20 protein-coding genes are annotated in these 24827 nt (G+C 56.4%); 11 read left to right on the top strand and 9 right to left on the bottom strand.

Going from position 1 to position 24827, the window contains the following annotated elements; genetic code table 11:
- Nucleotides 1–418: 418 nt before the first annotated feature.
- From KW828_RS04910 to KW828_RS04890, 5 genes are all read right to left on the bottom strand, one after another.
- Complete coding sequence (locus tag KW828_RS04910; protein ID WP_218335311.1) at nucleotides 419–574, bottom strand: hypothetical protein; 156 nt, start codon at nucleotides 572–574, stop codon at nucleotides 419–421.
- 156 nt (nucleotides 575–730) lie between these two features.
- Nucleotides 731–1384 carry a formate dehydrogenase-N subunit gamma gene (gene fdnI, locus KW828_RS04905; protein WP_218335375.1) on the bottom strand — a complete coding sequence of 218 codons (654 nt, stop codon included), beginning with the start codon at nucleotides 1382–1384 and terminating at the stop codon, nucleotides 731–733.
- The gene (fdxH, locus tag KW828_RS04900) at nucleotides 1380–2264 is read right to left on the bottom strand and encodes a formate dehydrogenase subunit beta (RefSeq protein ID WP_218335310.1); all 885 of its coding nucleotides are present in this window, start codon (nucleotides 2262–2264) and stop codon (nucleotides 1380–1382) included. Before fdxH ends, fdnI begins: the two co-directional genes overlap by 5 nt.
- A gap of 11 nt (nucleotides 2265–2275) precedes the next feature.
- Nucleotides 2276–5323: a formate dehydrogenase-N subunit alpha gene (gene fdnG / locus KW828_RS04895; RefSeq protein WP_218335374.1), complete on the bottom strand. Its 3048-nt coding sequence runs from the start codon at nucleotides 5321–5323 to the stop codon at nucleotides 2276–2278.
- A 261-nt stretch (nucleotides 5324–5584) separates the two neighbouring features.
- On the bottom strand, nucleotides 5585–6496 hold the full coding sequence (locus KW828_RS04890) for a LysR family transcriptional regulator (protein ID WP_218335309.1): 912 nt from the start codon (nucleotides 6494–6496) through the stop codon (nucleotides 5585–5587).
- A 105-nt stretch (nucleotides 6497–6601) separates the two neighbouring features.
- On the opposite strand from KW828_RS04890, the gene KW828_RS04885 reads away from it, so the two are divergent.
- Nucleotides 6602–7477 (top strand): MBL fold metallo-hydrolase, encoded by an 876-nt coding sequence (locus KW828_RS04885; RefSeq protein ID WP_218335308.1) that lies wholly within the window; start codon nucleotides 6602–6604, stop codon nucleotides 7475–7477.
- Between the two features lie 48 nt (nucleotides 7478–7525).
- Here the strand turns inward: KW828_RS04885 and KW828_RS04880 are convergent, their stop codons facing one another.
- Together KW828_RS04880 and KW828_RS04875 are read right to left on the bottom strand one after the other, a co-directional pair.
- A complete protein-coding gene (locus KW828_RS04880) occupies nucleotides 7526–8557 on the bottom strand; it encodes an NAD(P)H-quinone oxidoreductase (RefSeq protein ID WP_218335307.1) in 1032 nt (343 codons plus the stop codon).
- A gap of 65 nt (nucleotides 8558–8622) precedes the next feature.
- Entirely contained in the window at nucleotides 8623–9690 is a 1068-nt protein-coding gene (locus KW828_RS04875) for an SDR family oxidoreductase (protein WP_218335305.1), read from the bottom strand.
- Between the two features lie 103 nt (nucleotides 9691–9793).
- Between KW828_RS04875 and KW828_RS04870 the strand changes: the two genes are divergently transcribed.
- Nucleotides 9794–10708 carry a LysR family transcriptional regulator gene (locus KW828_RS04870; protein WP_218335304.1) on the top strand — a complete coding sequence of 305 codons (915 nt, stop codon included), beginning with the start codon at nucleotides 9794–9796 and terminating at the stop codon, nucleotides 10706–10708.
- Between the two features lies 1 nt (nucleotide 10709).
- Here KW828_RS04870 and KW828_RS04865 read toward each other — a convergent pair whose 3' ends face one another.
- Together KW828_RS04865 and KW828_RS04860 are read right to left on the bottom strand one after the other, a co-directional pair.
- A complete protein-coding gene (locus KW828_RS04865) occupies nucleotides 10710–12611 on the bottom strand; it encodes a flagellin (protein WP_218335303.1) in 1902 nt (633 codons plus the stop codon).
- 222 nt (nucleotides 12612–12833) lie between these two features.
- Complete coding sequence (locus KW828_RS04860) at nucleotides 12834–13937, bottom strand: AI-2E family transporter (protein ID WP_218335302.1); 1104 nt, start codon at nucleotides 13935–13937, stop codon at nucleotides 12834–12836.
- A gap of 105 nt (nucleotides 13938–14042) precedes the next feature.
- Here KW828_RS04860 and KW828_RS04855 point away from each other — a divergent pair, with 105 nt between their 5' ends.
- From KW828_RS04855 to KW828_RS04815, 9 genes are all read left to right on the top strand, one after another.
- Complete coding sequence (locus KW828_RS04855; RefSeq protein ID WP_256349973.1) at nucleotides 14043–14564, top strand: cupin; 522 nt, start codon at nucleotides 14043–14045, stop codon at nucleotides 14562–14564.
- A 399-nt stretch (nucleotides 14565–14963) separates the two neighbouring features.
- Nucleotides 14964–15395 carry a hypothetical protein gene (locus KW828_RS04850; RefSeq protein ID WP_218335300.1) on the top strand — a complete coding sequence of 144 codons (432 nt, stop codon included), beginning with the start codon at nucleotides 14964–14966 and terminating at the stop codon, nucleotides 15393–15395.
- Between the two features lie 310 nt (nucleotides 15396–15705).
- On the top strand, nucleotides 15706–15897 hold the full coding sequence (locus KW828_RS04845; protein ID WP_256349972.1) for a hypothetical protein: 192 nt from the start codon (nucleotides 15706–15708) through the stop codon (nucleotides 15895–15897).
- 466 nt (nucleotides 15898–16363) lie between these two features.
- Nucleotides 16364–17455, top strand: a complete 1092-nt coding sequence (locus KW828_RS04840) for a YncE family protein (protein ID WP_218335298.1) — start codon at nucleotides 16364–16366, stop codon at nucleotides 17453–17455.
- Between the two features lie 45 nt (nucleotides 17456–17500).
- Nucleotides 17501–19693, top strand: a complete 2193-nt coding sequence (locus KW828_RS04835) for a TonB-dependent siderophore receptor (protein WP_218335296.1) — start codon at nucleotides 17501–17503, stop codon at nucleotides 19691–19693.
- Between the two features lie 105 nt (nucleotides 19694–19798).
- On the top strand, nucleotides 19799–21169 hold the full coding sequence (gene pheP, locus KW828_RS04830) for a phenylalanine transporter (RefSeq protein WP_218335295.1): 1371 nt from the start codon (nucleotides 19799–19801) through the stop codon (nucleotides 21167–21169).
- A gap of 159 nt (nucleotides 21170–21328) precedes the next feature.
- Nucleotides 21329–22570, top strand: a complete 1242-nt coding sequence (locus KW828_RS04825; RefSeq protein WP_218335294.1) for an MFS transporter — start codon at nucleotides 21329–21331, stop codon at nucleotides 22568–22570.
- 15 nt (nucleotides 22571–22585) lie between these two features.
- Nucleotides 22586–23650 (top strand): sugar phosphate isomerase/epimerase, encoded by a 1065-nt coding sequence (locus tag KW828_RS04820; protein WP_218335292.1) that lies wholly within the window; start codon nucleotides 22586–22588, stop codon nucleotides 23648–23650.
- Entirely contained in the window at nucleotides 23647–24798 is a 1152-nt protein-coding gene (locus KW828_RS04815; protein WP_218335291.1) for a Gfo/Idh/MocA family protein, read from the top strand. The genes KW828_RS04820 and KW828_RS04815 overlap by 4 nt, the downstream gene beginning before the upstream one ends.
- Nucleotides 24799–24827: the final 29 nt, after the last annotated feature.

Below are 24827 nucleotides of genomic sequence, written 5' to 3'. Positions count from 1 at the left end.
GAGGGTGTTGCTGTTGTCGACAGGGGATTGACTGTGCGGCAGGGCGACATACTCCTTGCCATTCTGGACGGTCGTAGCTATTTCGGGAAGATCTCGGACAGGCGTTCATCACGCATGACGGTGATGCGATAGAGGGAGATTGTCTGGATGAGCTTCAGGTGATCGGGGTCGTCACCCATTTCATTACCGACACGCGGAACGGACTGGATGATGACTGCCCGGTGATGTGAGACAGAATTGAGACATGCAAAGCTTTGCACTGGTTTGCATGGCTTTGCATGTTTTCGCATCATGGGACGTGTGAGCGCAGTGATGACGCGGTAAGTTGTTGTAAGACTAGGTAGTTCTAGGAACTTCTAAGCCGTAGGTCACAGGTTCGAGCCCTGTAGGGCGTACCATTTCTGTTTCAGCTCACTTCCTACAACGACATCCCCAGCACCGCATTTACCACGCCTGAAACCATAAATACGCCGCCGACGATCAAAAATGTCTGATTTTTACGGGTCGCCGCCAGCACGAGCATAGCAATGGCAACGGCAAAGAAGGGAATGGCAATAATGCTGAAAGTGTTCATGTTCATCCTGTGAAAATAGTTATGCCGGAAAGCAAAAATATACCAGACAGGATGATCGTTTATTACTACCAGAAATATCCGCCGCTTACCGAAAGGCATTTTTACCGACAAAAAAACCGCCAGCGTTGCCCCTGACGGTTTGTTGAAAAGCCCGACTTATAGCCCTTCGGTGCTCTCTTTTTTTGCTTCTAACGCTTCGACATCACGATACCAGCGTGGGTGATGCTTCTGCGCCCAGCGGCGGCTGACTTTACCGACAATCATGCCTTTGATGGACCCTTTGACCCAGAACGCCATATACATATGAATGAGAATGGCATGGATCAAAATAATCGCCGTGGTGGCGTGAATAAGCAGACTGTAACGCACCATTTTGATCGGGAAATAATCCGCGAACCACGGACGCCAGATAATAACCCCGGTCACCAGCAGCACAAAAATCATGCTCATAATGGTCCAGAACATCATCTTTTGTCCGGCGTTATATTTGCCGACCCGCGCCACTTTATGCTCGTTGCCTTTCAGCACCTCGACAATACCTTTCACCCACGGAATATCGTGTTTGTCCGGAATATTGTGATGCACAAAACGCACGAACATAAACATCAGCGCGAAGAAGATCAGCACCCCAAACCAGGGGTGCAGAATACGGCCCATCTGCGGCGTACCGAAAGTTTCCGTCAGCCATTGTAGCGTCGGGAAGAACAGCGCGATGCCGGAAAGTGCCACCAGGAAGAAGCAAATTACTACCGTCCAGTGACAGGCGCGGTCGATGAATTTCGTCCTGACGATCATCTTGCTCTGCTTAATCATGATGTTTTTCCTCGTCTTCATCCACCTCTTCGTTCGGCCCGACACCCACATAATGGAAAATCAGCCCGGCGAAGGTGGCGATAAAACCTGCCGCCGATAACGGTTTCAGCAGCCCTTTCCACAGGGAAATCGGCGTGTCGATGTGCGGATCTTTCGGCAGATTGTGATACAGCTCGGGCTGATCGGCGTGATGCAGCACGTACATCACATGCGTACCGCCCACACCCTGCGGGTTGTAAACGCCGGCGTGCGGATAGCCGCGTTTTTGCAGCTTCGCCACGCGTTCGTCCGCCACGTCCAGCATCGCCTTTTTGGTGCCGAAATGAATGGCACCTGTCGGGCAGGTTTTCACGCAGGCCGGCTCCTGGCCCACGCTCACCCGGTCAACGCACAGCGTGCATTTATAGACGCGGTTATCGTCTTTGTTCAGACGCGGAATGTTGAACGGGCAACCGGCAATGCAGTAGCCACAGCCAATACAGTGTTCCGACTGAAAATCGACGATCCCATTGGCGTACTGAATGATCGCACCGGCCGACGGGCAGGCCTTCAGGCAGCCCGGATCGGTACAGTGCATACAGCCATCCTTGCGGATCAGCCACTCCAGCTTGCCGTTCTGCGACGTCTCGCTAAAGCGCATCAGTGTCCAGGATTTGGCGCTCAGATCGGCGGGGTTGTCGTACACCCCGACGCAATGACCCACCTCGTCGCGGATGTCGTTCCACTCCGAACAGGCCACCTGGCACGCTTTGCAGCCAATACAGCTCGACACATCAATCAGCTTCGCGACTTCTTCTTTATCGTCGCGGGCGTGAGGCGGCGGCGTCATGCCGTTCGTCGCTGAACGGCGGATAATATCCTGAGATTGCATGGACATAATGTCGCTCCTTACGCCTTCTCAATGTTGACCAGAAACGCCTTGTACTCCGGCGTTTGCGAGTTGGCGTCGCCAACGGACGCCGTCAGGGTATTGGCGAGATACCCCTTACGCGCCGTGCCTTCAAAGCCCCAGTGCAGCGGAATACCGATGGTTTCCACCTCCTGGCCGCCCGCATACAGCGTGCGTACACGTGGCGTCACCACCGCAACGGCGCGTATAAAGCCGCGCATGCTGCTGACCTTCACACGATCGCCATTAGCAATGCCTTTTGCTTTCGCCAGCCGCTCGCTGATCTCCACGAACTGCTCCGGCTGCACAATCGCGTTCAACCGCGAATGCTTGGTCCAGGTGTGGAAGTGCTCCGTCAGACGGTAGGTAGTACCGACATACGGGAAGGCATCGCGTTTGCCGATGCGTCGGGCATCCGCGGCGTACAGGCGCGCAGCCGGATTCGACACCACGTTCGGGTGCAGCGGGTTGGTGCCGAGCGGCGTTTCAAACGGCTCGTAGTGTTCCGGGAACGGCCCTTCCGCCATTTTATCGATGGCGAACAGGCGGCCCAGTCCTTCCGGCTGCATGATAAACGGCCCAACGCCGCTGCCCGGTGGCGCGGTGTTGTAGTCAGGAATATCGTTGCCGACCCATTTTGTACCGTTCCATTTGATCAACATGCGCTTCGCGTCCCAGGGTTTACCCTGCGGATCGGCGGAGGCGCGGTTGTAAATGATGCGGCGGTTCATTGGCCAGGCCCAGGCCCAGCCCAGCGTGTTACCCAGCCCGGACGGATCGCTGTTATCGCGGTTCGCCATCTGGTTGCCTTTCGCTGTCCAGCTCCCGGCGTAGATCCAGCAGGCGGAGGCGGTGGTGCCGTCGTCACGCAGCAGCGCAAAGGAGTCCAGCAACTGACCTTTTTTCGCCAGCAGATTGCCGTTGGCGTCGTACAGATCCTCCAGCGCGTAGCCGTTGTTCTCCCTGGCCACTTCGTCCGATTCCGGGTGATCCGGCTGCGCGTAATCCCAGCCCATTTTCAGCAGCGGCTCCGCGCCTTTACCGCCTTCGGCGCGGTACATCTCGCGCAGCCGGTGATACAGACCTGCGAGGATCTCGCCGTCGTTTCGCGCTTCCCCCGGTGCGTCCGCGCCTTTCCAGTGCCACTGCAACCAGCGTCCGGAGTTGGCAATGGAGCCATCTTCTTCGGCAAAGCAGGTGGACGGCAGACGAAACACTTCGGTCTGAATGGTGGCCGGATCGACATCGTTCATCTCGCCGTGGTTCTGCCAGAAGTTCGAGGTTTCCGTGACCAGTGGATCGATGATCACCAGATACTTCAGCTTGCTGAGGCTGGCGACCACTTTGTTTTTATCCGGGAAGGAGGCGACCGGGTTAAAGCCCTGGCAGAGGTAGCCGGTGACCTGCTGGCGATCCATCATGTCGAAGTACTTCAGCACGTCGTAAGACTGATCCCACTTCGGCAGCCAGTCGAAGCCCCAGTTATTTTCCCGGGTCGCATCATCGCCATAAAAGGCTTTCATCAGGCTGACGAAGAACTTCGGATAGTTGCCCCAGTAGTTCACCTGTCCTGGCAGCGTGGCCTTCGGCGTATTGGTTGCCAGATAGCTTTCGAGCGTGGTGTGTTTTTCCGATGGCAGGGTCAGATACCCCGGCAGGCTGGTGGAGAGCAGGCCCAGATCCGTCAGCCCCTGAATATTGGAGTGGCCGCGCAGCGCGTTCACGCCGCCGCCTGCCATGCCCATATTGCCGAGCAGCAGCTGGATCATCGCCATGGTACGGATGTTCTGCGCACCGACGGTATGCTGCGTCCAGCCGAGCGCATACAGGAAGGTGGTGGTGCGATCCGCCGCGCTGGTGGAGGCCAGCACTTCACACACTTTCAGGAAATCAGCCTTCGGCGTGCCGCAGATATGTTCCACCACGTCAGGCGTATAGCGTGAGACGTGAGCTTTCAGCAGGTTCCACACGCAGCGGGGGTGCTGGAGGGTATCGTCGCGCTTCGCATAGCCGTTCTCATCGAACTGATAGTTCCAGCTGGTTTTGTCGTACTGCCGTTTCGCCTCGTCGTAGCCGCTGAACAGGCCGTCATCAAAGCTAAAATCATCCCGCACCAGCAGGCTGGCATTGGTGTAATGTTTGACGTATTCGGCGTTGATTTTGTTGTGAGAAATCAGATACAGGATGACGCCCGACAGGAAAGTAATGTCGGTACCGGAGCGGATCGGCGCATAAATATCCGCCACCGACGCGGTGCGGGTAAAGCGCGGATCGACCACGATCAGCGTGGCATCGTTGTTGTTTTTGGCTTCCATCGCCCAGCGGAAACCGACCGGGTGGGCTTCAGCGGCGTTACCGCCCATCACCATCACCACGTTGGCATTTTTAATATCAACCCAGTGGTTGGTCATCGCACCGCGACCAAATGTTGGAGCAAGACTTGCTACCGTTGGTCCGTGTCAGACGCGCGCCTGGTTATCGACTGCCAGCATGCCCAGCGAGCGGGCAAATTTTTGGGTCAGCATCCCGGTTTCATTACTGGCCGCCGAGGCGCACAGCATGCCGGTAGAGAGCCAGCGGTTTACCGTGACGTTCTGTTCGTTCTTCTCGATAAAGTTGGCGTCGCGGTCATCTTTCATCAGGCGGGCGATGCGGGTAAAGGCCTCGTCCCAGCTGATGCGCTGCCATTTATCAGCGCCTGGTGCGCGGTATTCCGGGTAGCGCAGGCGGCTGTCGCTGTGGATATAATCCAGCAGACCCGCGCCTTTCGGGCACAGCGCCCCGCGGCTGACCGGATGATCCGGATCCCCTTCAATATGGAAAATACTGGATTTGGCGTTTTTCGCGCCGTCACCCATGCTGTACATCAATAATCCACAGCCTACGGAACAGTAAGTACAGGTATTGCGGGTTTCTTTCGCGCGCAGCAGTTTATAGTTACGCGTTTCCGCAAGGGCAACGGTGGGGGCAAAGCCCAGCATCGCCGCCGTCGTTCCTGCCATTCCGCCGGCGCAGATTTTAAAAAATTTTCTGCGACTGACGTCCATCATATCCCCAATGTTTTGAATTGTTATGACGTGTTTTCGGCGGCGAAAATAACAGGGCGACGAGCAGGGATATTGCGTGAAATCAATTCGCTATGCATTGGCGGGGAACTCACCTCTTACGGGGTAGGCGGCGCTGGCGGGGCGATAATCCCTTTGAGGCGTGTATCTTTGGACTTTACCTGGTTCGCCGACGAAATACACGTCCCGCGCTGGTTGCGCAGGGTAGACGGTGTAGACGTATTTCCAGGAGGCCCCTTATCGCTACCGGCGCAGCATACGTTGCCAGCGCGGATCAGTGGCAAACCACTCCACCAGAAAATCGAGCATCGAGCGCAGCGTAAGGGGCATCTGTTTCCTCGATAAATAGATGCCGTAAATACCCATTGCCTGCGGCGTATAGTCCGGCAGCAGCTCGATCAGCTCGCCTTTTTCCAGCAGCGCAGCGACGGAATAATAAGGTTGCAGTGAAATTCCCGCATCCTGGAGCGTGGCGGCCAGCAATACTACGGATTCGTTGGCGCTCAGATTGCCGCTGACGGCGACGGCGGATTTTGTCCCCTGATGATCGAACTGCCACAGGCTTTTGCCGAACCACGAATAGGTCAGACAATTGTGACGGGCGAGATCGTCAGGATGGTGCGGTGTACCGTGCTTTTTTAACCAGGCGGGCGTAGCGCAAACGACGGAGTCGCAGGTGGAAAGCGGGCGGGCGATGAGATTAGGATCGAGGTCATTGGTAATGCGCAGCGCCAGATCGATGCGTTCTTCCACCAGGTTCACCGCCTGGTTGTTCATCTGCAGATCCACCGCCACGGCCGGATAGCGTTGCAGGTACTGCGTTACTGCCTCCGCCAGCACGGTCTGGCCTAACGACTGGGAACAGGAAATACGCAGCAACCCGCGGATCGCATCGTCCTGTTTGTCGGCCACCAGATCGATATTTTCCGCCACTGCCAGCATCTGGCGGCAGAGCGCCAGCGTGCGTTCCCCGGCGTCGGTCAGGCTCAGTTTCCGCGTTGTACGGTGCAGCAGCCGCGCGCCCGCCCACTGTTCCATTTGCGCCAGATAGCGCGTGACCATCGCCCGCGACATATCCAGTTGCCCGGCGGCGGCAATCATACTGCCGCGCTCGGCGATGGGGACAAACACGCGGGCGGCGATAAGGCGATCCATAATTCGTCCGATTTATGCAATGAATAGTTGCTCAGTATCCGGTTTTTGTCGCGCTTTATGCAACGTATTATGCGTTCATTATCCGAACACCTCAGGACACACATCATGTTTAAACCCTCATTTACCCTGCTGACGCTGGTCACGCTTTCTGCCGTAAGCATTGCGGCCCAGGCCGCAAGCCCACTGAAAATGGAGATCTACAATCCGGGCGAAAAAAGTGTTTTCCCTGTCTCGTCGGAGATCATCAGCGGCGCGCATGAAGTGGTGCTGATCGACGCCCAGTTCCAGCGTAACGACGCCGAACAGCTGGTTGAGAAGATCAAAGCGACGGGCAAAACCCTGACCACGGTATATATCAGCCACTCGGATCCGGATTATTACTTTGGGCTGGACGTGATCAAGGCGGCGTTCCCGCAGGCGAAAATCGTTGCCACCCCGGAAACCATTAAGGCGATTGAAGCCACAAAAGACGGCAAGCTGAGCTACTGGGGACCGATCCTGAAAGAGAATGCGCCAAAAACGCTGATCGTGCCCCAGCCGCTGACGGACAAGACGTTCACCGTAGACGGGCAACACGTGGAAGTGAAAGGGCCGACGGCGGATCGCACTTATGTATGGATCCCGGCACTAAAGGCGGTGGTCGGCGGCGTGCCGGTATCGGGTAATAATATCCACGTCTGGATGGCGGACACCCAGACCGCACAGTCACGCGCCGAATGGCAGCAAACGCTGGAAGGCATCAGCACGCTGAAGCCGGACGTGGTGGTGCCAGGGCATTATCTGCCGGGCGCGCCTCTGACGCTCGCGTCCGTAACCTTTACGCAGGACTACATTACTGCGGTGGAGAAGGCGCTGCCGAAAGCGAAAGATGCCGCGCAACTGGTGGCGATGCTGAAAAAGCAGTATCCCAATCTGAAGGATGAAGCGAGTCTGGAACTGGGCGCGAAAGTGCTGAAAGGCGAGATGAAATGGCCGCAGTAAGCGTTTACTACAGTTAACTAAAGGGGGCGCTGGCCCCCTTTTTTGGATTTAACGGTGCGCCTCTTCATCCATAATCAGCACGACTTTGCCGATATGTTTGCTGTCGTCCATCATCTGATGCGCTTCACTGGCTTTCTCAAACGGGAAGGTTTTGCACACTTGGGGTTTGACGGTGCCTTTTTCCAGCAACGGCCAGACGTTCTCGGTGAGCGCTTTGATCAGCGCCGCTTTCTCTTCCGGGGAACGGGAACGCAACGTTGAGCCGATGTGCGTCAGCCGTTTGCTGAGCATCGGGAACAGATTCAGCTCTTTGGCGGCGCCGCCAATCACGCCGATCTGCACGATGCGACCATTCATCGCCGCCGCATCGTAGTTCCGTGCGACGTAATCGCCCGCCACAATATCCAGAATAATGTCCGCGCCGTGCCCGTCCGTCACCTGTTTCGTGACCTCGACATAATCCGCTTCTTTATACAGCACTGCGGTATCCGCCCCAAGCTTCAGGCTGGCGTCGCGATGCGCCGCGGAGCCTACAGTGGTGATGATTTTCGCCGCGCCGAACGCTTTCGCCAGCATGGTGGCGGTGGTGCCGATACCCGACGCGCCGCCGTGGATCAGAATAATATCGCCCGCCTTAAACTGACCGCGCTCGAACATATTCAGCCACACCGTCATAAAGGTTTCCGGCAGCGCGGCGGCTTCGATCAGGCTTAAGCCCGGTGGCAGCGGCAGGGCGTTGGTTTCATGGGCTACGCAATACTGCGCGTAACCGCCGCCCGGGATCAGCGCGGCGACGTGATCGCCCACCTTAAAACGTTTCACATCCGCACCGACGGCCGCCACGATCCCGGCAACTTCCAGACCCGGAATGTCCGACGCGCCCGGCGGCGGCGCATACTGGCCTTTACGCTGCATAATGTCCGGGCCGTTCACGCCAGCCGCGACCACGCGGATCAGCACTTCATGCGGCTGTGGTTTCGGCACCGGGCGGGTCGTCGGCTTTAAAACGTCCGGCCCGCCGGGTTGCGTGATCTCTACCGCGGTCATGGTATCGGGAAGGGTAGTGGTATGTTCTGACATCTTTTCCTCCTGCATTCAGTGTCTTTAGTATGGATGCGATTAGCGGCGGGATGCAGAATACCCCCTCAACCAGGAATAATCTTTTCCTGTTTCAGTTTGTCGAACAACGCGGTGAAGGAGTCCAGCGTGCTGCGGTAGCCGGTAAAGCCTGCCTTGCGGCTTTTGCTCATGTCGGTGAACGCTTCCATCGGACGGCCCAGGTCGGCGTCGGTATGCCACCATGACACCAGCTTATTGATGTCCTGCTTGCGCAGCTGGTGCTGCGTGGCGAGGGTCTGCCAGGCGGCAGCAGCGTCCTGCATACGGCCTTCCAGCGGCATCATCTGTTCAGGGTAATCCGCCGCTTCAATACCAAAATACGCGGCAAGACGTGGCCACAGCCAGCGCCAGCGGAACACGTCACCGTTAACGGCGTTAAAATCTTCGTTCGCAGCCGTCGGGCTGGTGGCTGCCCAACTGAGCTGCTCGGCAAGCAGGCCCGCATCAGTCACATCGCTGACGCCGTTCCACTGTTCAGGCGAACCGGGGAAGATAAACGGCCAGCCTTTTTCGCGGCACAGGGTGGCGTAGACCGCCAGCGTCTGCCCCATGTTCATGGCGTTGCCCAGCGCGTAGCCGACAATGGTGTGCGGGCGGTGAACGCTCCAGCGATAGCCGTATTTCTCGGCACCGGCAAAAAGTTCATCTTCCTGCGCATAGTAGAAGTTCTCTACTGGCTGACGCCCCTGTTCTTCGCGGAATGGGGTGACGGCGGCACCGCCTTTACCGTAGTTCTCGAACGGGCCGAGGTAGTGTTTCAGGCCGGTGACCAGCGCGACATGGGCACCGTGCAGCCGGTCGCCCAGCGCTTCAATGACGTTTTTGATCATCGCGCCGTTGACGCGGATATTGGCTTTTTCGTTTTCCTGGCGCGCCCAGACGCTGAAAAATACCGCGTCAGGTTTGACCGATTTCAGCGCCTCGTTGACCGCTGACGCATCGGTAAGATCCGCCGTCAGGCTGTCGCAGCCTGCCAGCACCTCGCCGCGCCCGCGGGACAGCCCGGTTACCTGCCAGCCGTCTTGCAGTAATTTTTCTGACAGCGCGCGGCCAATGACACCGCTAATACCGACGATCAATGCTTTTTTTGTCATGTGTTTTTTTCCTTGCAACAGGGGATGTATACAGCCTAATAGAGAATCTCATTCCCGGCTCTGGTATAAATTCACAAGATCCTTAACCTGAGGTCATGAATCCGTGCACGATCAGCGTCTGAAAGATATTGTCCCTTTTGTCACCAGCGTCGAAAAAGGCAGTTTTACTGCGGCGGCTGAACATCTCCACGTCACCGGATCGGCGGTCAGCAAAAGCATCAGTCGACTGGAAGCGCGCCTCGGATCGCGCCTGCTGGAGCGCACCACCCGACATCTGGAACTGACCGACGCCGGGCATGCGTATTATCAGACCTGTATGCGCATTCTGGAGGAGCTGTCCGAAACTGAGTCGCTGCTCGCCGCCCAGCGCACTATCCCCTCCGGCCGTTTACGGCTGGCGGTACCTAATACCTACGGACGGCTGGCGGTGATGCCGCTGCTGATACCCTTTTGTCAGCAGCACCCGGAAATTGAGCTAAGCCTGACGTTTTCCGATCGCTTTATCGATTTGTTTGATGAGGGAATTGACGTGGCGGTGCGCATTGGCGGCGCGGTGGATCTGCCTGCGTCGCTGGGCTGTCGCCAGTCGGGGCGCGAGAAAATGGTGTTCTGCGCGTCGCCGGATTATCTGGCACGCGAGGGCTGTCCACGCACGGTAGAGGAATTAATGCAGCACCGCGCCATTCTTTACGAGCGGGTGGATGGCAGCACCAAACCCTGGCTGTTCACCACCGCCGACGGGCAGCAGAACTGGCGTAATGTGCCGTACCGTATGGCGTTGGGCGATGTGGATGCCCAGGTGCAGGCGGTGGTGGCGGGGCTGGGTATCGGACAGATGCCGACCTGGCTGGTGCGCGCGCCTCTGCTACGCGGAGAACTTCAGGTGATCATGCCGGAATTGCAGCCCGACGGCCTGACGCTGTCGCTGGTCTGGCCGCGCCGCAAGCAGTGGCTGCCAAAAGTGGATGCTCTGCTTAACGTACTCAGCCAGCTGGAGATTGCCGCGCCGCTGGGGTGAGTTAGCCGTTTAACAACGCCAGTACCATTTGCGGCGTTTGGTTGGCTTTCATCAACATCTGTGCGCCAGCCTGTTGCAGAATTTGCGCCCGCGACATCGCTGAGACTTCCGTCGCGTAGTCGGCATCTTCAATGCGCGATCGGGCAGCGGCGAGAGTGGCTGTCGCACCACTCTGCAATGTCTGCACCGAACTCAGGCGATTGGCGACTGCACCGAGCTTCGTGCGCTGAGCATCCACCATACTGATGGCTTTATCGAGCGTCGCCAGCGGGTTATCCGGATTGCGTAAGCGGATCTCATCGCCCACTTCGGCAATGCTCATGGTCGTCGCGTTGGTCGAGGCATCGGTGTTCGCGCTATAGGTAGTAGTAAAATAGACCTGCACATCCCCGACGCCCTGTAGCGTTTTCAGTAACAGGGTATTGGCGGCATCGTTTTGCCGTACCAGCGTTGCGGTTTTGTCGATGGTTGAACCCGGCGCGTCCATATAGTAATCGCCGTTTGCATCCTGTCGCAGCACATCGTTGCTGGCGTGACCATCGGCATCAATATAACGCAGCTCTACGTTGGCGCGATCCAGCGTCACCACTGAGGTGCCGTTTACCGTATTAACGGCCGTGAACGCATTCTGGCTGGTGGCGCTCAGGGCGGTCACCTGCATGCTGGTGGTCGTGCCGTCCGACGTGGCCTTAACCGAGGCGTTGAAGTACTGCACGTTGCCACCGCCGTTATCGACTTCCATCAGATACTGGCTGCCATTTTTTACCAGCCGGGCCGCGCCTGTGACCGGGTTGCCGCCGGCATCGACAAAGCTTGCGGTACTGGTATCGGCGACCGGTGTGGCGGTGACGGGCGTGGGTAGCGTGGCAAAATCAATATCCTGCAAACCGGTGGCGCTGGACATTTGCGCGCTGACGGCACCGGTGGGGCCGAAGCTTAGCGTGGCGGGATACCAGGTATTATTCTGTTCAATGTAATACTGACCGTTATCCATGGTCAGCGCCGCCGCCGGGCTGGCGCTCAATGGTGTGCCGCTGGTGTCGGTAAAATTTACCGCCGCAAGGGGGCGGGAGGGCAGGGTGGCAACCGGACTGTAAAGTGGCGAGCTACTGGTTGTCCCCACAGACACCGTACCGCTGCCGGTGGCGGTGTACCAGGTAGCATTATAGGTCGCCGGGAAAAAGGTCGCGTTACCGTTGCTGTCGTTGCCCTGAATATAGAGCTGATTATTTACCGTACTGCGCACCAGCTGCGGGGAGGTGATCCCGGCCGGTGTGGCATAGTTCACGCTCGCCTTACCATTGGTAAGAGAAATGTTATTCGCGGTGCCGATGACGGTATTGACATCGGTGACTTTACCGCTGATGCCGCGAATAATCAGATCCTTCAAACCCAGCGCATTGACGCTGAAGCCCGGCGAAGAGAGGTCAAGGTCGATTTTTTCGTTATCGTAAGCGCCAACCTGAAAACCCAGTTTGCCCGCGCTGCCATCCAGCAGATTGATACCATTAAACTCGGTAGCTGTAGTCAGGCGGTCGATCTCTTTCAGGTTGAGGTTGATTTCTGCCTGAATGGCGTCCGAATCCTGCTGATTCCAGGTTTCGTTAAGCCCCTGTACCGTTAGTTCACGAATACGTTGCAGTCTGCCGTTGATGGCACTCATAGCGCTTTCCGCCGTATCCACCAGCGACAACCCATCCCCGGCGTTACGCTGCGCCTGCGCCAGCCCGTGTTGCTGGCTGGAAAGACGGTTGCTGATCGCCTGGCCTGCGGCGTCATCGCTGGCACCATTAATACGCAGTCCAGAAGATAAACGATGGATCGCCTGGTCGAGCGCCGAGGCACTTTTGCTGACGTTCTTCTCGACGTTCAGTGAAAACATATTGGTTTTTAGACTTATCATTATCCGGCTCACGAATGACATCCCTGAGAAGGATTATCGGCAGACGGTAATTTTCTTTAGGGGTAAATATAAGAAGGGAAAAAGTAGCTGAGATGCACAGAGGGATTTCTGATATTAACGGTTGGCTGAGTTGATTCTGATGAGATTATATTCTGCTGGCTGCCTGTTTAAATTTAGCAACCAGCAGAATGAACTGCGATCTACAAACTCTGGTAGGTGGGCTTACTGCTCGCGCCTGCCTTCTTCCATAAAATCATCATCCAGCTCGTCAACGTTGCCCTGATGATCTTTACCGGAGAGCAAATTCCAGCAGGCGATAAACAGCGCGGCGATCAGCGGGCCGATCACAAAACCGTTGATGCCGTAGATTTCCATGCCGCCGAGCGTGGTGATAAGAATAAGGTAGTCCGGCATTTTGGTGTCTTTACCGACCAGCAGCGGACGCAGCAGGTTATCCACCAGTCCGACGATCACCACAAAGAAGCCGACAATAAAGAAGCCCTGCCACATCTGCCCGGTGGAGAAGAGGAAAATCGCCGCCGGAACCCAGACAATCGCCGAACCCACCGCCGGGATCAGCGACAGGAACGCCATCAAAGCCCCCCACAGAATGCTGCCGTCGATGCCGACAATCGAGAAGCCGATGCCGCCAAGCACCCCCTGGACGAGGGCCACGACCACGGTGCCTTTTACCGTCGCCCGCGATACGGTGGCGAACTTGGCAAATAAATGGTGTTTAACGTAGCGGGAGAGAGGCAGCGCTTCCAGCGCCTGATGCACGATCACTGCGCCATCCTTAAGCAGGAAAAATAACAGGTAGAGCATCACGCCAAAGCTGATGGTAAAGCCGAAGGTGCCTTTACCAATGACAAACGCGCTGCCCGCCATGTACTGCCCGCCCTTAAGCGCCACGCCGGAGAGCGCTTTCTGGATCTGCGCGGCGTTATTAAGTTCATGCTCCGCAAGGAAATTGCGCGCCCAGCCAGGCAGATGGCGCAGCAGATCGGCGATCACCACCGGGAACTGGGTGTTGTTCTCCTGGAGTTTTTGATACACGACGTTAATTTCGTAGGCCAGCGACGAGAGAATAATAGCCAGCGGGGTAAAGACGATCAGGCAGATAATTAACACGGTGATAAGCGAGGCGATGCCGTTTTTATCTGCCATTTTTTCGCGCAGCTTATTCTTTAACGGCTGGAAGATCACCGCGAGGATCGTGGCCCACAAAATCGCCGAAAAATAGGGCGACAGGACATCAAAAAACGCCAGGGTGACCACAAATAAAATAAGGATAAAAAATCCTTTTGTTAGTCCCTTAAATCTCATAGCTACTACTCCCGATATGCATTCTGTTTCCGAAATATAGAAGGTACTGGCGAGAATACAATAAAGCCTGGCTACGCTTAAAAAATCATTTGTCGCTGGAGTGTCATGATGCCGGAAATTTCTCATCAAAATGTGCAAGTGTTGATGCTAAATGCCCATGACTGGGTGCCGAATAATCCCCGTTTGCCGGTGCTGTTATACCGTGACGTTTTTACGCCGGGCGATCAGGCCATTGCTGAGGTGGAACAGCGATTTGCTGATAACGGCTGGCCCGCGCAATGGGTGGACGGCGTTTTTCATTATCACCATTATCACAGCGAAGCTCATGAAGTGCTGGCCTTCACGCGGGGGGAAGCACGGATCATGCTCGGTGGGCCTGGCGGCACGCTGGTCACAGTACGGGCAGGGGACATCGCGTTACTGCCCGCCGGAACCGGGCACTGTAATAAAGGCTGTAGCGATGATTTTACGGTCGTAGGGGGGTATCCACCGGGACAAAGTGCCGACATTTGTCGCGCCGCGCCATCGGCTGACATGCTGAAAAGCATTGCGCAGACGCCGTTTCCGGCAAGCGATCCGGTTTATGGCGCAAAAGGGCCGTTGTTACGTCACTGGCTGGGAAGCTAAGGAATAAAACAGGAGGGGGGAGGGGACAAAACGAAGAAAGTCGGTAAGGCGACATCTAATCCCCTACCGACAAAGAATTCGTTCATCTGTAAACCGATGTTTCTAAAGCGAGCAAATAGTAACCAGCCATGTCCTTCGCGGCAAGTAAAACTTGATCACCGTCACTATATTTACATTACCTTAAGAATACCTTAACGCATTACCATCAGGCATACTGCGTATATTGCCTGGTCTGATAACCATTTTTATTGTGCGGGTAATGACGGATGCCGCTGCGTATGTAAACTCAGGTAATTTTCAGGTAAGTATTTTCTGGAATGTCTTAAAAAGAGGAATGACCATCGGAGTTGAGCTATAAAAATAATATGTGACAAAAAAAGTCCCGCCTGAGGTACCGCTATGCAATTTATTTATTTCAAAGCCGAGTGCGCTTTTCCTGAACTTTTACCGTCGTCGTCGGTTTCTTTACAGGAGGTCATTCTCACCCGTGATGGTGAAATAATTTCAAGTTTCTCAGATTTAAAACTGAAAACATTACCTTTCTACCTTTTTCATCTGGTGCCAATTGGTTTTCGTAAAATTGAGCATCAGGTGCGGGGTGTAAGCGACAGCCATTTGCTGTTCTCATCAGGGTATCTGCAAAGTGGTGAATACCGGGTGGAAACGCCGGATGGCGATAAAACAATGACTTATGACGCGCTCACGGCGTTATGGAAGCCGGAAGTCCAGACAGAACGCTACCTGACAACCAATGATTTCACGGCTGAAAATTACTGTATTCTGCGTCCGTTAAAATTATTTTACCGCAATCGGCGGGACATCATTTGCTGAATGGCAATAACCTTACTACGCTTAAAAAATCAGGTGCATGGATGTACCGTTATTTTATTTTTCTACCAGAGCAATCAACGTAAAAAATAACAGCCTAAATAAATGTTGCTTTCCCCCGGCAGACGTGCGTTAATGAATCAGTCGGTTTGATACGCAGACATTATCTCGGGTAGTTAACTAAAGCAGTCCTCATTTCTCAGTGTATCTTTGATACCTCTTCTTTGAGCCTCCACTTTTTAAGCGCTGATTAAACTCTGTATTTCAGACCATCTTTGGCCAAAATGGCCCACAGAAAAGGTTAAAATACTCAATGACAACAAATTCTATGCACTTTACCTGTCCGCGTTGCCACGGTTCGCAGTACAGGACTTCACCTTTTGACATGACTGAAAGCAACCCGTTTGGCGCAAAATGTATATTTTGTAAATCAGTAATGATGGCCAGAACGGTGGTGTATACGCCAGATGTTCATGCAGATAAACGCCTGGTCGGTGCGCGTTAATCCACACCGATCTAAAGCCTCACAGCCATGTGAGGCTTTTTTATGCCCGCTCGAAAAGCCTCTTCTACCGCCCTCTGATCACCGTCACGCCTTCTCATGTCGCACCGCGCAGACATGACGCTTTTATTTCAGGCGCACAGCTTCAAAGCAAAAAAAAGCCCGCACAAGGCGGGCAACATAATACTGGAAGCAATGTGAGCAATGTCGTGCTGAATACTTGAGTGTTTTGCTCAACTATTCAGTAATGAGAAAGATAATCCTTATCATCTAAACTATCAACCCCTTCTTTACTGCGGATTTTCACCCCGCGCCAGCCCGCTGCTTACCCTTGATGACAATTCGTTATGGATTGTGACAAATAATCTTGCTTGCCTAAACATAATGAGTATAGTTCTCATTCTCTTTATTGTTATGCGCGCCGGCGCTACCTCCCTGACTGTTTGCACTCAAGGCAAGGATTTTCCACATGAAAATGAAAACGTCTGCACTGGCGCTGCTGGTTGCGATTACCCTGGGCGGGTGCAGCACGCCGCACACGTCCGACGCTAAAAAAGCCGCTGATGCGCCGAAAGCGCAGACGACGCTGCCTGCCGACAGCAGCGTCGTGAAATGCGTGCTGGCAGAAGGGGTGTACGAACTGGCGTTAAGTCCGGCGGGCGACGCGCTTTATGTCGCCAGCGCTGAAGGCTTCAAAGATGTGCAGGGTGGGATGATCTACAAACTCGATCCGAAAACCCTGAAAACCCTCGGCGTCACCCATACCGATCTGAAAAACTTTGGCGTGGATATTTCCGCAGACGGTAAAACCCTGTATGTCACCAACTCGCTGGATGCGGGGATCAGCGCGATCGCCACCGCTGACGGCAAAGTGATCGCGCGTGCCCTGTTCCCGGAGCGTAACCCGGAAGGCTTCCCCTACGGTGCGCGTCAGGTGCTGCTGCACAACGGTCTGCTCTATATCGGCGCGGTAGCGGATCCGGCGCTGATCTGGGTGGTTGATGCGAAAACCATGAAGCTGAAAACCCGCATCAAAAACACCGGCAAATGGATGACCGGCCTGCATTACTCGGAAAAAACCGGACGCATTTATGCGGCTAACGGCGGCGGTGAGATCCTGGTGATCAACCCGCGCAATAACCGCATCGAAAAACGCTGGAAACCGCTCGGTGAGAAAACCGCGCTGCTGCTGAATATCGCGGAAGACAGCGCGACAGGCCGCCTGTTCGTCACCGATAACTCGAAAGCCAAAACCACGCTGGTGCTGGATATAAATACCGGCGAGATGATAAAGCAGCTGCCGGTGGGCGACTCCCTGGCGGTGAAATTCAACGCCACACGCAACGAGCTTTATATTTCTCAGCGTGATTCCGGCAAAGTGCTGAGCCTCGACGCCACCACTTACGCGGTAAAAAAATCCTGGGACCTGCCGCCGCATCCGAACAGCCTGCTGCTCTCGGCGGATGGTCAGACGCTGTTTGTGACCGTGAAACAGGCGTTCAATAAAGATCATTCCACCAAAGGCCCGGACAGCGTGGTCCGTATTGACCTGAATAAATAACCGAACCGGCCCGGCGACGGGCTTTTTATCCCTTTCTCATAAAAGATGACAATGAACAGTACTGCTCCTTTGCATAAGACGTTGCTGGCGCTGGCGATCGGCGCCGTAACCCCTGCCGCGACGGCGGAAAGTCAGGCTCCGGTGACGACGGAAGATACGATTGTGGTTCAGGCGGCGGGCAGCGATTTTACCGCTGGCGGCGATCAACTGGTTCCTGCGTACCTGGACGGTCAGGTGGCGCACGGCGGGCGTCTGGGGATGCTCGGCGAGCAAAATGCCATGGACGTACCGTTCAACGTCATCGGTTACACCGCGAAAGCAGTGCAGGATCAACAGGCAAAAACGATTGCCGATGTGGTCAGCAATGACGCCGGTGTGCAGGCGGTGCAGGGCTACGGCAACTTCGCCGAAACCTACCGCATTCGCGGCTTTAAGCTCGACGGCGACGACATGACCATGGGCGGCCTGCCGGGTATCGTACCGCGTCAGGTCGTGGATACGCAGATGCTGGAACGGGTGGAAATCTTCAAAGGTGCAAACGGCCTGTTGAACGGCGCGGCGGCCAGCGGCGTGGGCGGTATGATCAACCTTGAGCCAAAACACGCGGAAGACACGCCAGTCACCCGCGTCGGCGTGGATTACAGCAGCCAGGCGCAGATCGGTACCTCGCTGGATCTGGGGCGTCGTTTTGGCGATGACAATCAGTTCGGCGCGCGGGTCAACCTGTTGCACCGGGAAGGTGAGGGGGCCGTGGATGACGATCGCCGCCGCACCACGCTTGCCGCCATCGGGCTCGATTATCGTGGTGACCGCCTGCGTACCTCGCTGGACATGGGCTACCAGAAGAAAACCTTCCACGGCAGCAATGTCGGTATCAAAATCAGCAAGGTCGATTTCATTCCCGCTCTGCCGGATGCCACGCACAACTACAGCCAGAAATGGGGCTACAGCGACATCGAAAATGAATTCGGTATGGCGCGCGCCGAGTTTGATGTGACGGATGCCTGGACCGCGTACACGGCGTTTGGCGGTCAGCATGCCCACGAAACCGGGGTCTACAGTTCGCCGGAGATCATCAATAAGCAGGGCGATGCGCGGATTGGTCGTCTGGACACCAACCGTATTTCTGACTCGTTCAGCGGGATGGCCGGGCTGCGCGGGCAGTTCGATACCGGCGTGGTATCGCATAACGTGAATGCCGGATATTCCGCGCTGACTAAACAGGATAAAACCGCCTGGCGCTCCACCGCAGAAGCGAATCGCCCGCTGATCAATATCTATGACACCGCAAGCGTGCCGCGCCCGGATTACAACACTATCGGCGGCAACTATTCCGATCCCTTAACCACCAGCCGCAACCGTACCCAGGGCTGGCTGTTCAGCGACACGTTAGGCGTGCTGGATGACCGCCTGCAACTGACCCTTGCCGCCCGCCATCAAAAAGTGGTGGTGCGTAACTACAGCAATGCCACCGGTGCGGAAACCCTCAGCGCACGTTACACCGAAAGCCGCTGGATGCCGACGTATGGCCTGGTGTACAAGCCGTGGGAACAGGTGTCGTTCTACGCCAACCACACCGAATCCTTACAGCCAGGCAGCAACGCGCCGAAAGATGCCGCCAACGCCTTTGAATCTGTCGGTATTATTCACGCGAAGCAAAACGAAGTGGGCGTGAAGGTGGACTATGGTCGCATCGGCGGGACACTGGCGCTGTTTGAAATCAAAAAGCCCTCCGCCATTATGGACAGCACCACGAAGCGTTACGGGCTGGACGGCGAACAGCGTAACCGCGGCCTGGAGCTGAATGTGTTTGGCGAACCGGTGTATGGGCTGCGTCTTAACGGCAGCACCACCTGGATCGATCCCGAAATGACCCGTACCAAAGACGGCATCAACGACGGCAAAGACGCCATCGGCGTGCCGAACTTCTTTATGGTGCTGGGCGCGGAGTACGACATCAAACCGGTGGATGGCCTGACTGCCACCGCGCGCGTCAACCACACTGGCTCGCAGTACGCCAACGCCGCCAACACCAAAAAACTCGACAGCTACACCACACTGGATCTCGGCATGCGTTACCGTATGCGCCTTAACGACGCGCAAAACGAGCTGGTCTGGCGCGTAGGTGTGGATAACGTCACCAATGAGAAATACTGGTCTGGCGTTGAAGATCTCGGCACCTATATTTTCCAGGGTGAAGGACGCACGCTGAAAGTCTCAATGAATTACGATTTCTGATCCCCTGCACCTCGTTATGACGGGCAGGGACGCCCATCATAATTGCTACCGCCGGCGCTAAATGTTAAAACGTGCCCCTTCAAATAAAAGACACAGGGGAAAGACGTGAAAAACGCGTCAGACGTCGCGCCGGATACCGTGCCGACACTGCAACGGGGTTTAAAAAACCGTCATATTCAGCTTATCGCCCTCGGTGGCGCGATTGGTACCGGGCTGTTTCTCGGCATCGGTCCGGCGATCCAGATGGCAGGCCCGGCGGTGCTGCTCGGTTACGCGCTGGCGGGGATCATCGCCTTTTTGATCATGCGCCAGTTAGGTGAAATGGTGGTCGAAGAGCCGGTATCCGGATCCTTTTCCCATTTCGCGTATAAATACTGGGGGCCTTTTGCGGGCTTCCTCTCCGGCTGGAACTACTGGGTCATGTTCGTGCTGGTAGGCATGGCGGAACTCACCGCCGCCGGCATTTATATGCAGTTCTGGCTGCCGGACGTACCGACCTGGGTCTGGGCGGCGACCTTCTTTATTCTTATCAACGCCGTCAATCTGGTGAACGTGCGCCTGTACGGCGAAATGGAATTCTGGTTTGCGCTGATCAAAGTGCTGGCGATTATTGCCATGATCGGCTTTGGCCTGTGGCTGCTGTTCTCCGGGACCGGCGGCGAGCGCGCGGGCATTGAGAATCTGTGGCAGCACGGCGGCTTTATGGCCACCGGCTGGCACGGGCTGATCCTGTCGCTGGCGGTGATCATGTTCTCCTTTGGCGGCCTTGAGCTGATTGGCATCACCGCGGCGGAAGCCAGCTCCCCGGAAAACACCATCCCAAAAGCCGTGAACCAGGTGGTGTATCGCATTTTGCTGTTTTACATCGGCTCGCTGGTGGTGCTGTTAGCGCTCTATCCGTGGGTGGACGTAAAAGCCAACAGTAGCCCCTTTGTGATGATCTTCCATGAAATGGACAGCAACATCGTCGCCTCGGCGCTGAACTTCATCATTCTGGTGGCGTCGCTGTCGGTGTTTAACAGCGGCGTGTACTCCAACAGCCGAATGCTGTTCGGCCTGTCGGTGCAGGGCAACGCCCCGGCGTTTTTAACCCGCGTCAACAAACGCGGCGTGCCGGTGAATTCTCTGTTCCTGTCGGCGGCCATTACCTCGCTGGTGATCCTGGTGAACTATCTGCTGCCGCAGGAAGCCTTTGGTCTGCTGATGGCGCTGGTGGTGGCCACGCTGCTGCTTAACTGGATGATGATCTGCCTTGCGCACCTTAAATTCCGCGCCGCCATGCGCCGCAAGGGGCGTGATACCCAGTTTAAAGCGCTGTTTTATCCGGCGAGCAATTACCTGTGCATCGCTTTCCTGCTGATGATCCTCGGCCTGATGTGCACCATGGAAAGTATGCGGACGTCCGCTATCCTGCTGCCGGTGTGGATCCTGTTCCTGTTCCTCGCCTTTAAGGTGATGCGCCGCGCGAAAGCGTGATCCTTTTCCCCTCATCGCCCGATGAGGGGACTCCCTGATTATTTATCGTGATCCACCTCGCGGATCCCGTTCGATCACGATGCGCCTTGTTTTGTAATCGATTACTTTCTGGTTGACGGCAATTTGTAATCGATTACTTTTCACAGGTGAGGCAATAAAATGGTGTCAACAACCGAAAGTAGCGGAAGCAATCTGGCGCAGCACCGGTTACTCGTACCGCGGCTGTCGCTGATGATGTTCTTACAGTTTTTTATCTGGGGTAGCTGGTCAGTCACCCTCGGTCTGGTGATGACGCAGCACAATATGGCGCTGCTGATTGGCGATGCGTTTTCTGCCGGTCCCATCGCCTCTATTCTCTCGCCGTTCGTGCTCGGCATGCTGGTGGATCGCTTTTTTGCCTCGCAAAAAGTGATGGCGGTGATGCACCTCGCGGGTGCGGTGATCTTATGGTTTGTACCCCAGGCGCTGGTGGCGGAAAACGGTGCGCTGCTGATTGGCCTGCTGTTTGGCTACACGCTTTGCTATATGCCGACGCTGGCGTTAACCAACAACATCGCCTTTCACAGCCTGCGCAATATCGATAAAACCTTCCCGGTGGTGCGCGTGTTCGGCACCATCGGCTGGATTGTGGCGGGGATCTTTATCGGCGTGACCGGTATCGCCTCCAGCACCAGCATCTTTATGGTAGCGGCCCTCAGCTCGGTGGCGCTGGCGATCTACAGCCTGACGCTGCCGCACACGCCCGCCCCGGCAAAAGGCCTGCCGGTGAAGGTGCGCGATCTGTTTTGTGCCGATGCCTTCGCGCTGCTGAAAACGCGTCACTTTTTTGTCTTCTCGCTGTGCGCGATGCTGATTTCCGTGCCGCTGGGTACCTATTACGCCTATACCGCGTCTTATCTCGCCGACGCCGGTGTCGCGGATGTCAGCACCGCCATGTCCTTCGGGCAGATGTCCGAAATCTTCTTCATGCTGGTGATCCCGCTGCTGTTCCGCCGCCTGGGCGTGAAATACATGTTGTTGATCGGCATGTTCGCCTGGTTCGTGCGCTACGCCTTTTTTGCGCTGGGCGTCAGCGAAGAAGGGCGCTTCCTGCTCTATCTCGGCATTCTGCTGCACGGTATCTGCTATGACTTCTTCTTTGTGGTCGGCTTTATCTACACCGATCGCGTGGCAGGGGAAAAAGTGAAAGGTCAGGCGCAAAGCATGATCGTGATGTTCACTTATGGTATCGGCATGCTGCTCGGCTCGCAGATCTCCGGCGCGCTCTATAACCGTCTGGTGGCGGGGCAAAGCGTACCGCAGGCGTGGGTGACCTTCTGGTGGAGCCCGGCGGTGGCCGCCGCGGTTATCGCGTTGATTTTCATGTTGTCATTCAAATACGACGATAAAGCACAGGCTTAAGGTGTGGGAGAGGTTATGAGAACCATTAAAGGACCGGGTATTTTCCTGTCGCAGTTTATTGGCAGCGACGCGCCTTTTAACACGCTCGATGGCATCGCGGCATGGGCGGCAGAGCACGGCTATAAAGCGCTGCAAATTCCCTGCAACCATCCGGCGATTTTTGACGTCGCGCGGGCGGCGGAAAGCCAGGCGTACTGCGATGACATTATCGCGAGGCTGGCGGGGCACGGGCTGGTCATCAGCGAACTCTCCACCCATCTGGAAGGACAGTTGATTGCCGTGCATCCTGCCTATGATGCGGCCTTTGATGCTTTTGCTCCGCCGGAAGTGCGCGGCAACCCCGCCGCGCGGCAGGCGTGGGCGGTGGAAAAGCTTGAGCAGGCGGCGCGGGCGTCACAGCGGCTTGGCTTAACGGCGCACGCCACCTTTTCCGGCGCGCTGGCGTGGCCCTATTTTTACCCCTGGCCGCCGCACAATGTGCAGCTGCTGGAGGAAGCCTTTCATGAACTGGCTGCCCGTTGGCGTCCGATCTTTGACGTCTTTGATCGCCATGGGGTTAACGTCTGCTTTGAGATCCATCCGGGGGAAGATCTGCACGACGGCGCTACCTTTGAGCGTTTTCTGGCGCTGGTGGATCACCATCCGCGCTGCAATATGCTCTACGACCCGAGCCATCTGCTGTTGCAGCACATCGACTATCTGGCGTTTATCGATCGCTATCATGGGCGTATCAAAGCCTTTCACGTTAAAGATGCGGAGTTCCGCCGCAACGGGCGCAGCGGCGTCTACGGCGGCTATCAGCCGTGGATCGACCGCGCCGGACGCTTCCGCTCGCCAGGCGACGGGCAGATCGACTTCGGGGCAATTTTCAGCAAGCTGACGCAGTACGGCTATGACGGCTGGGCGGTGCTGGAGTGGGAGTGCTGCCTGAAAGCGGGCGATGCGGGCGCGCGGGAGGGCAGCGAATTTATCCGTCGGCATATCATTCCGGTGGCGGATCGTGCGTTTGATGATTTTGCCGCCAGCGCCTCAGATCGCGCCAGCGTGCGCCGCATGCTCGGACTGGGAGACGCCTCATGATCAAGGTCGGTATTATCGGCAGCGGCTTTATCGGTCCGGCGCATATTGAAGCCCTGCGCCGTCTGGGTTTCGTTGAGGTGGTTGCGCTGTGCGACAGCTCGCTTATCGCCGCGCAGGAAAAAGCGGCGGCGCTGAACGTGCCGCACGCCTACGGCGCGGTGGAGGATTTTCTGGCGCATCCGGGGCTGGACGTGGTGCATAACTGCACGCCGAATCATCTGCATGCGGAAATCAACCGGCAGGTCCTGCGCGCCGGAAAGCACGTCTTTTCCGAAAAACCGCTGTGCATGACGCCGGAAGAAGCCCGCGAACTGGTGGCGCTGGCACAGGCGGCAGGGGTGGTGCATGGCGTCAGCTTCGTTTACCGGCAGTTTGCGATGGTGCAGCAGGCGGCGAGTATGCAGCGCCACGGGCAAACGGGGCGGCTGTTTTCGGTTAACGGCAGCTATTTGCAGGACTGGATGGTGCTGGAAACCGACTATAACTGGCGGGTGGACGCAGCAATGGGCGGCCTCTCCCGCGCGGTGGCGGATATTGGCTCTCACTGGTGCGACACGGTGCAGTTTGTCACCGGGCGGCGCATCACCGAGGTGATGGCGGATCTGGCGATCGTCTGGCCAACGCGCAAAGCGCGCACCGACGGCGGGGCGACCTTCAGCCACGGCAACGAGACCGCGCAGTATGAGGATAAACCGGTCACCACCGAAGATGGCGGTGCGGTCCTGCTGCGTTTTGACGACGGCAGCAAAGGCTGTTTCAGCGTTTCGCAGGTCAGCGCCGGGCGCAAAAACCGCCTCAGTTTTGAGATCAACGGCAGCGCCTGTTCGCTGGCCTGGGATCAGGAAGTGCCGCAGCAGTTGTGGATTGGGCACCGTAATCAGCCCAATCAGATCCTCACGGACGATCCTGGCCTGATGGCACGGGACGCCGCCGCCAGCGCCCACTTCCCCGGCGGGCATATCGAAGGCTGGCCGGATGCCTTCAAAAATATGATGCTGCAATTTTATGAGGCAGTGCGCGCCGGAAAAATGCCCGCCGCCGGAACGGCCCCGTTCGCCACCTTTGAGGATGGCGCGAACGTGATGTTTATCATTGATGCCATTGTGAAAAGTCATCAGCAGCAGCGCTGGATCCGCGTGGCCTCGTGAACGACAGCCCGGTTCGCCGGGCACTAAAT

The sequence above is a fragment of the Enterobacter sp. ENT03 genome (genome assembly GCF_019218745.1).
GTDB lineage: Bacteria > Pseudomonadota > Gammaproteobacteria > Enterobacterales > Enterobacteriaceae > Enterobacter_D.
Note: the sequence above shows the minus strand (reverse complement) of the source record. Positions and strands in the feature narration are given on the sequence as shown.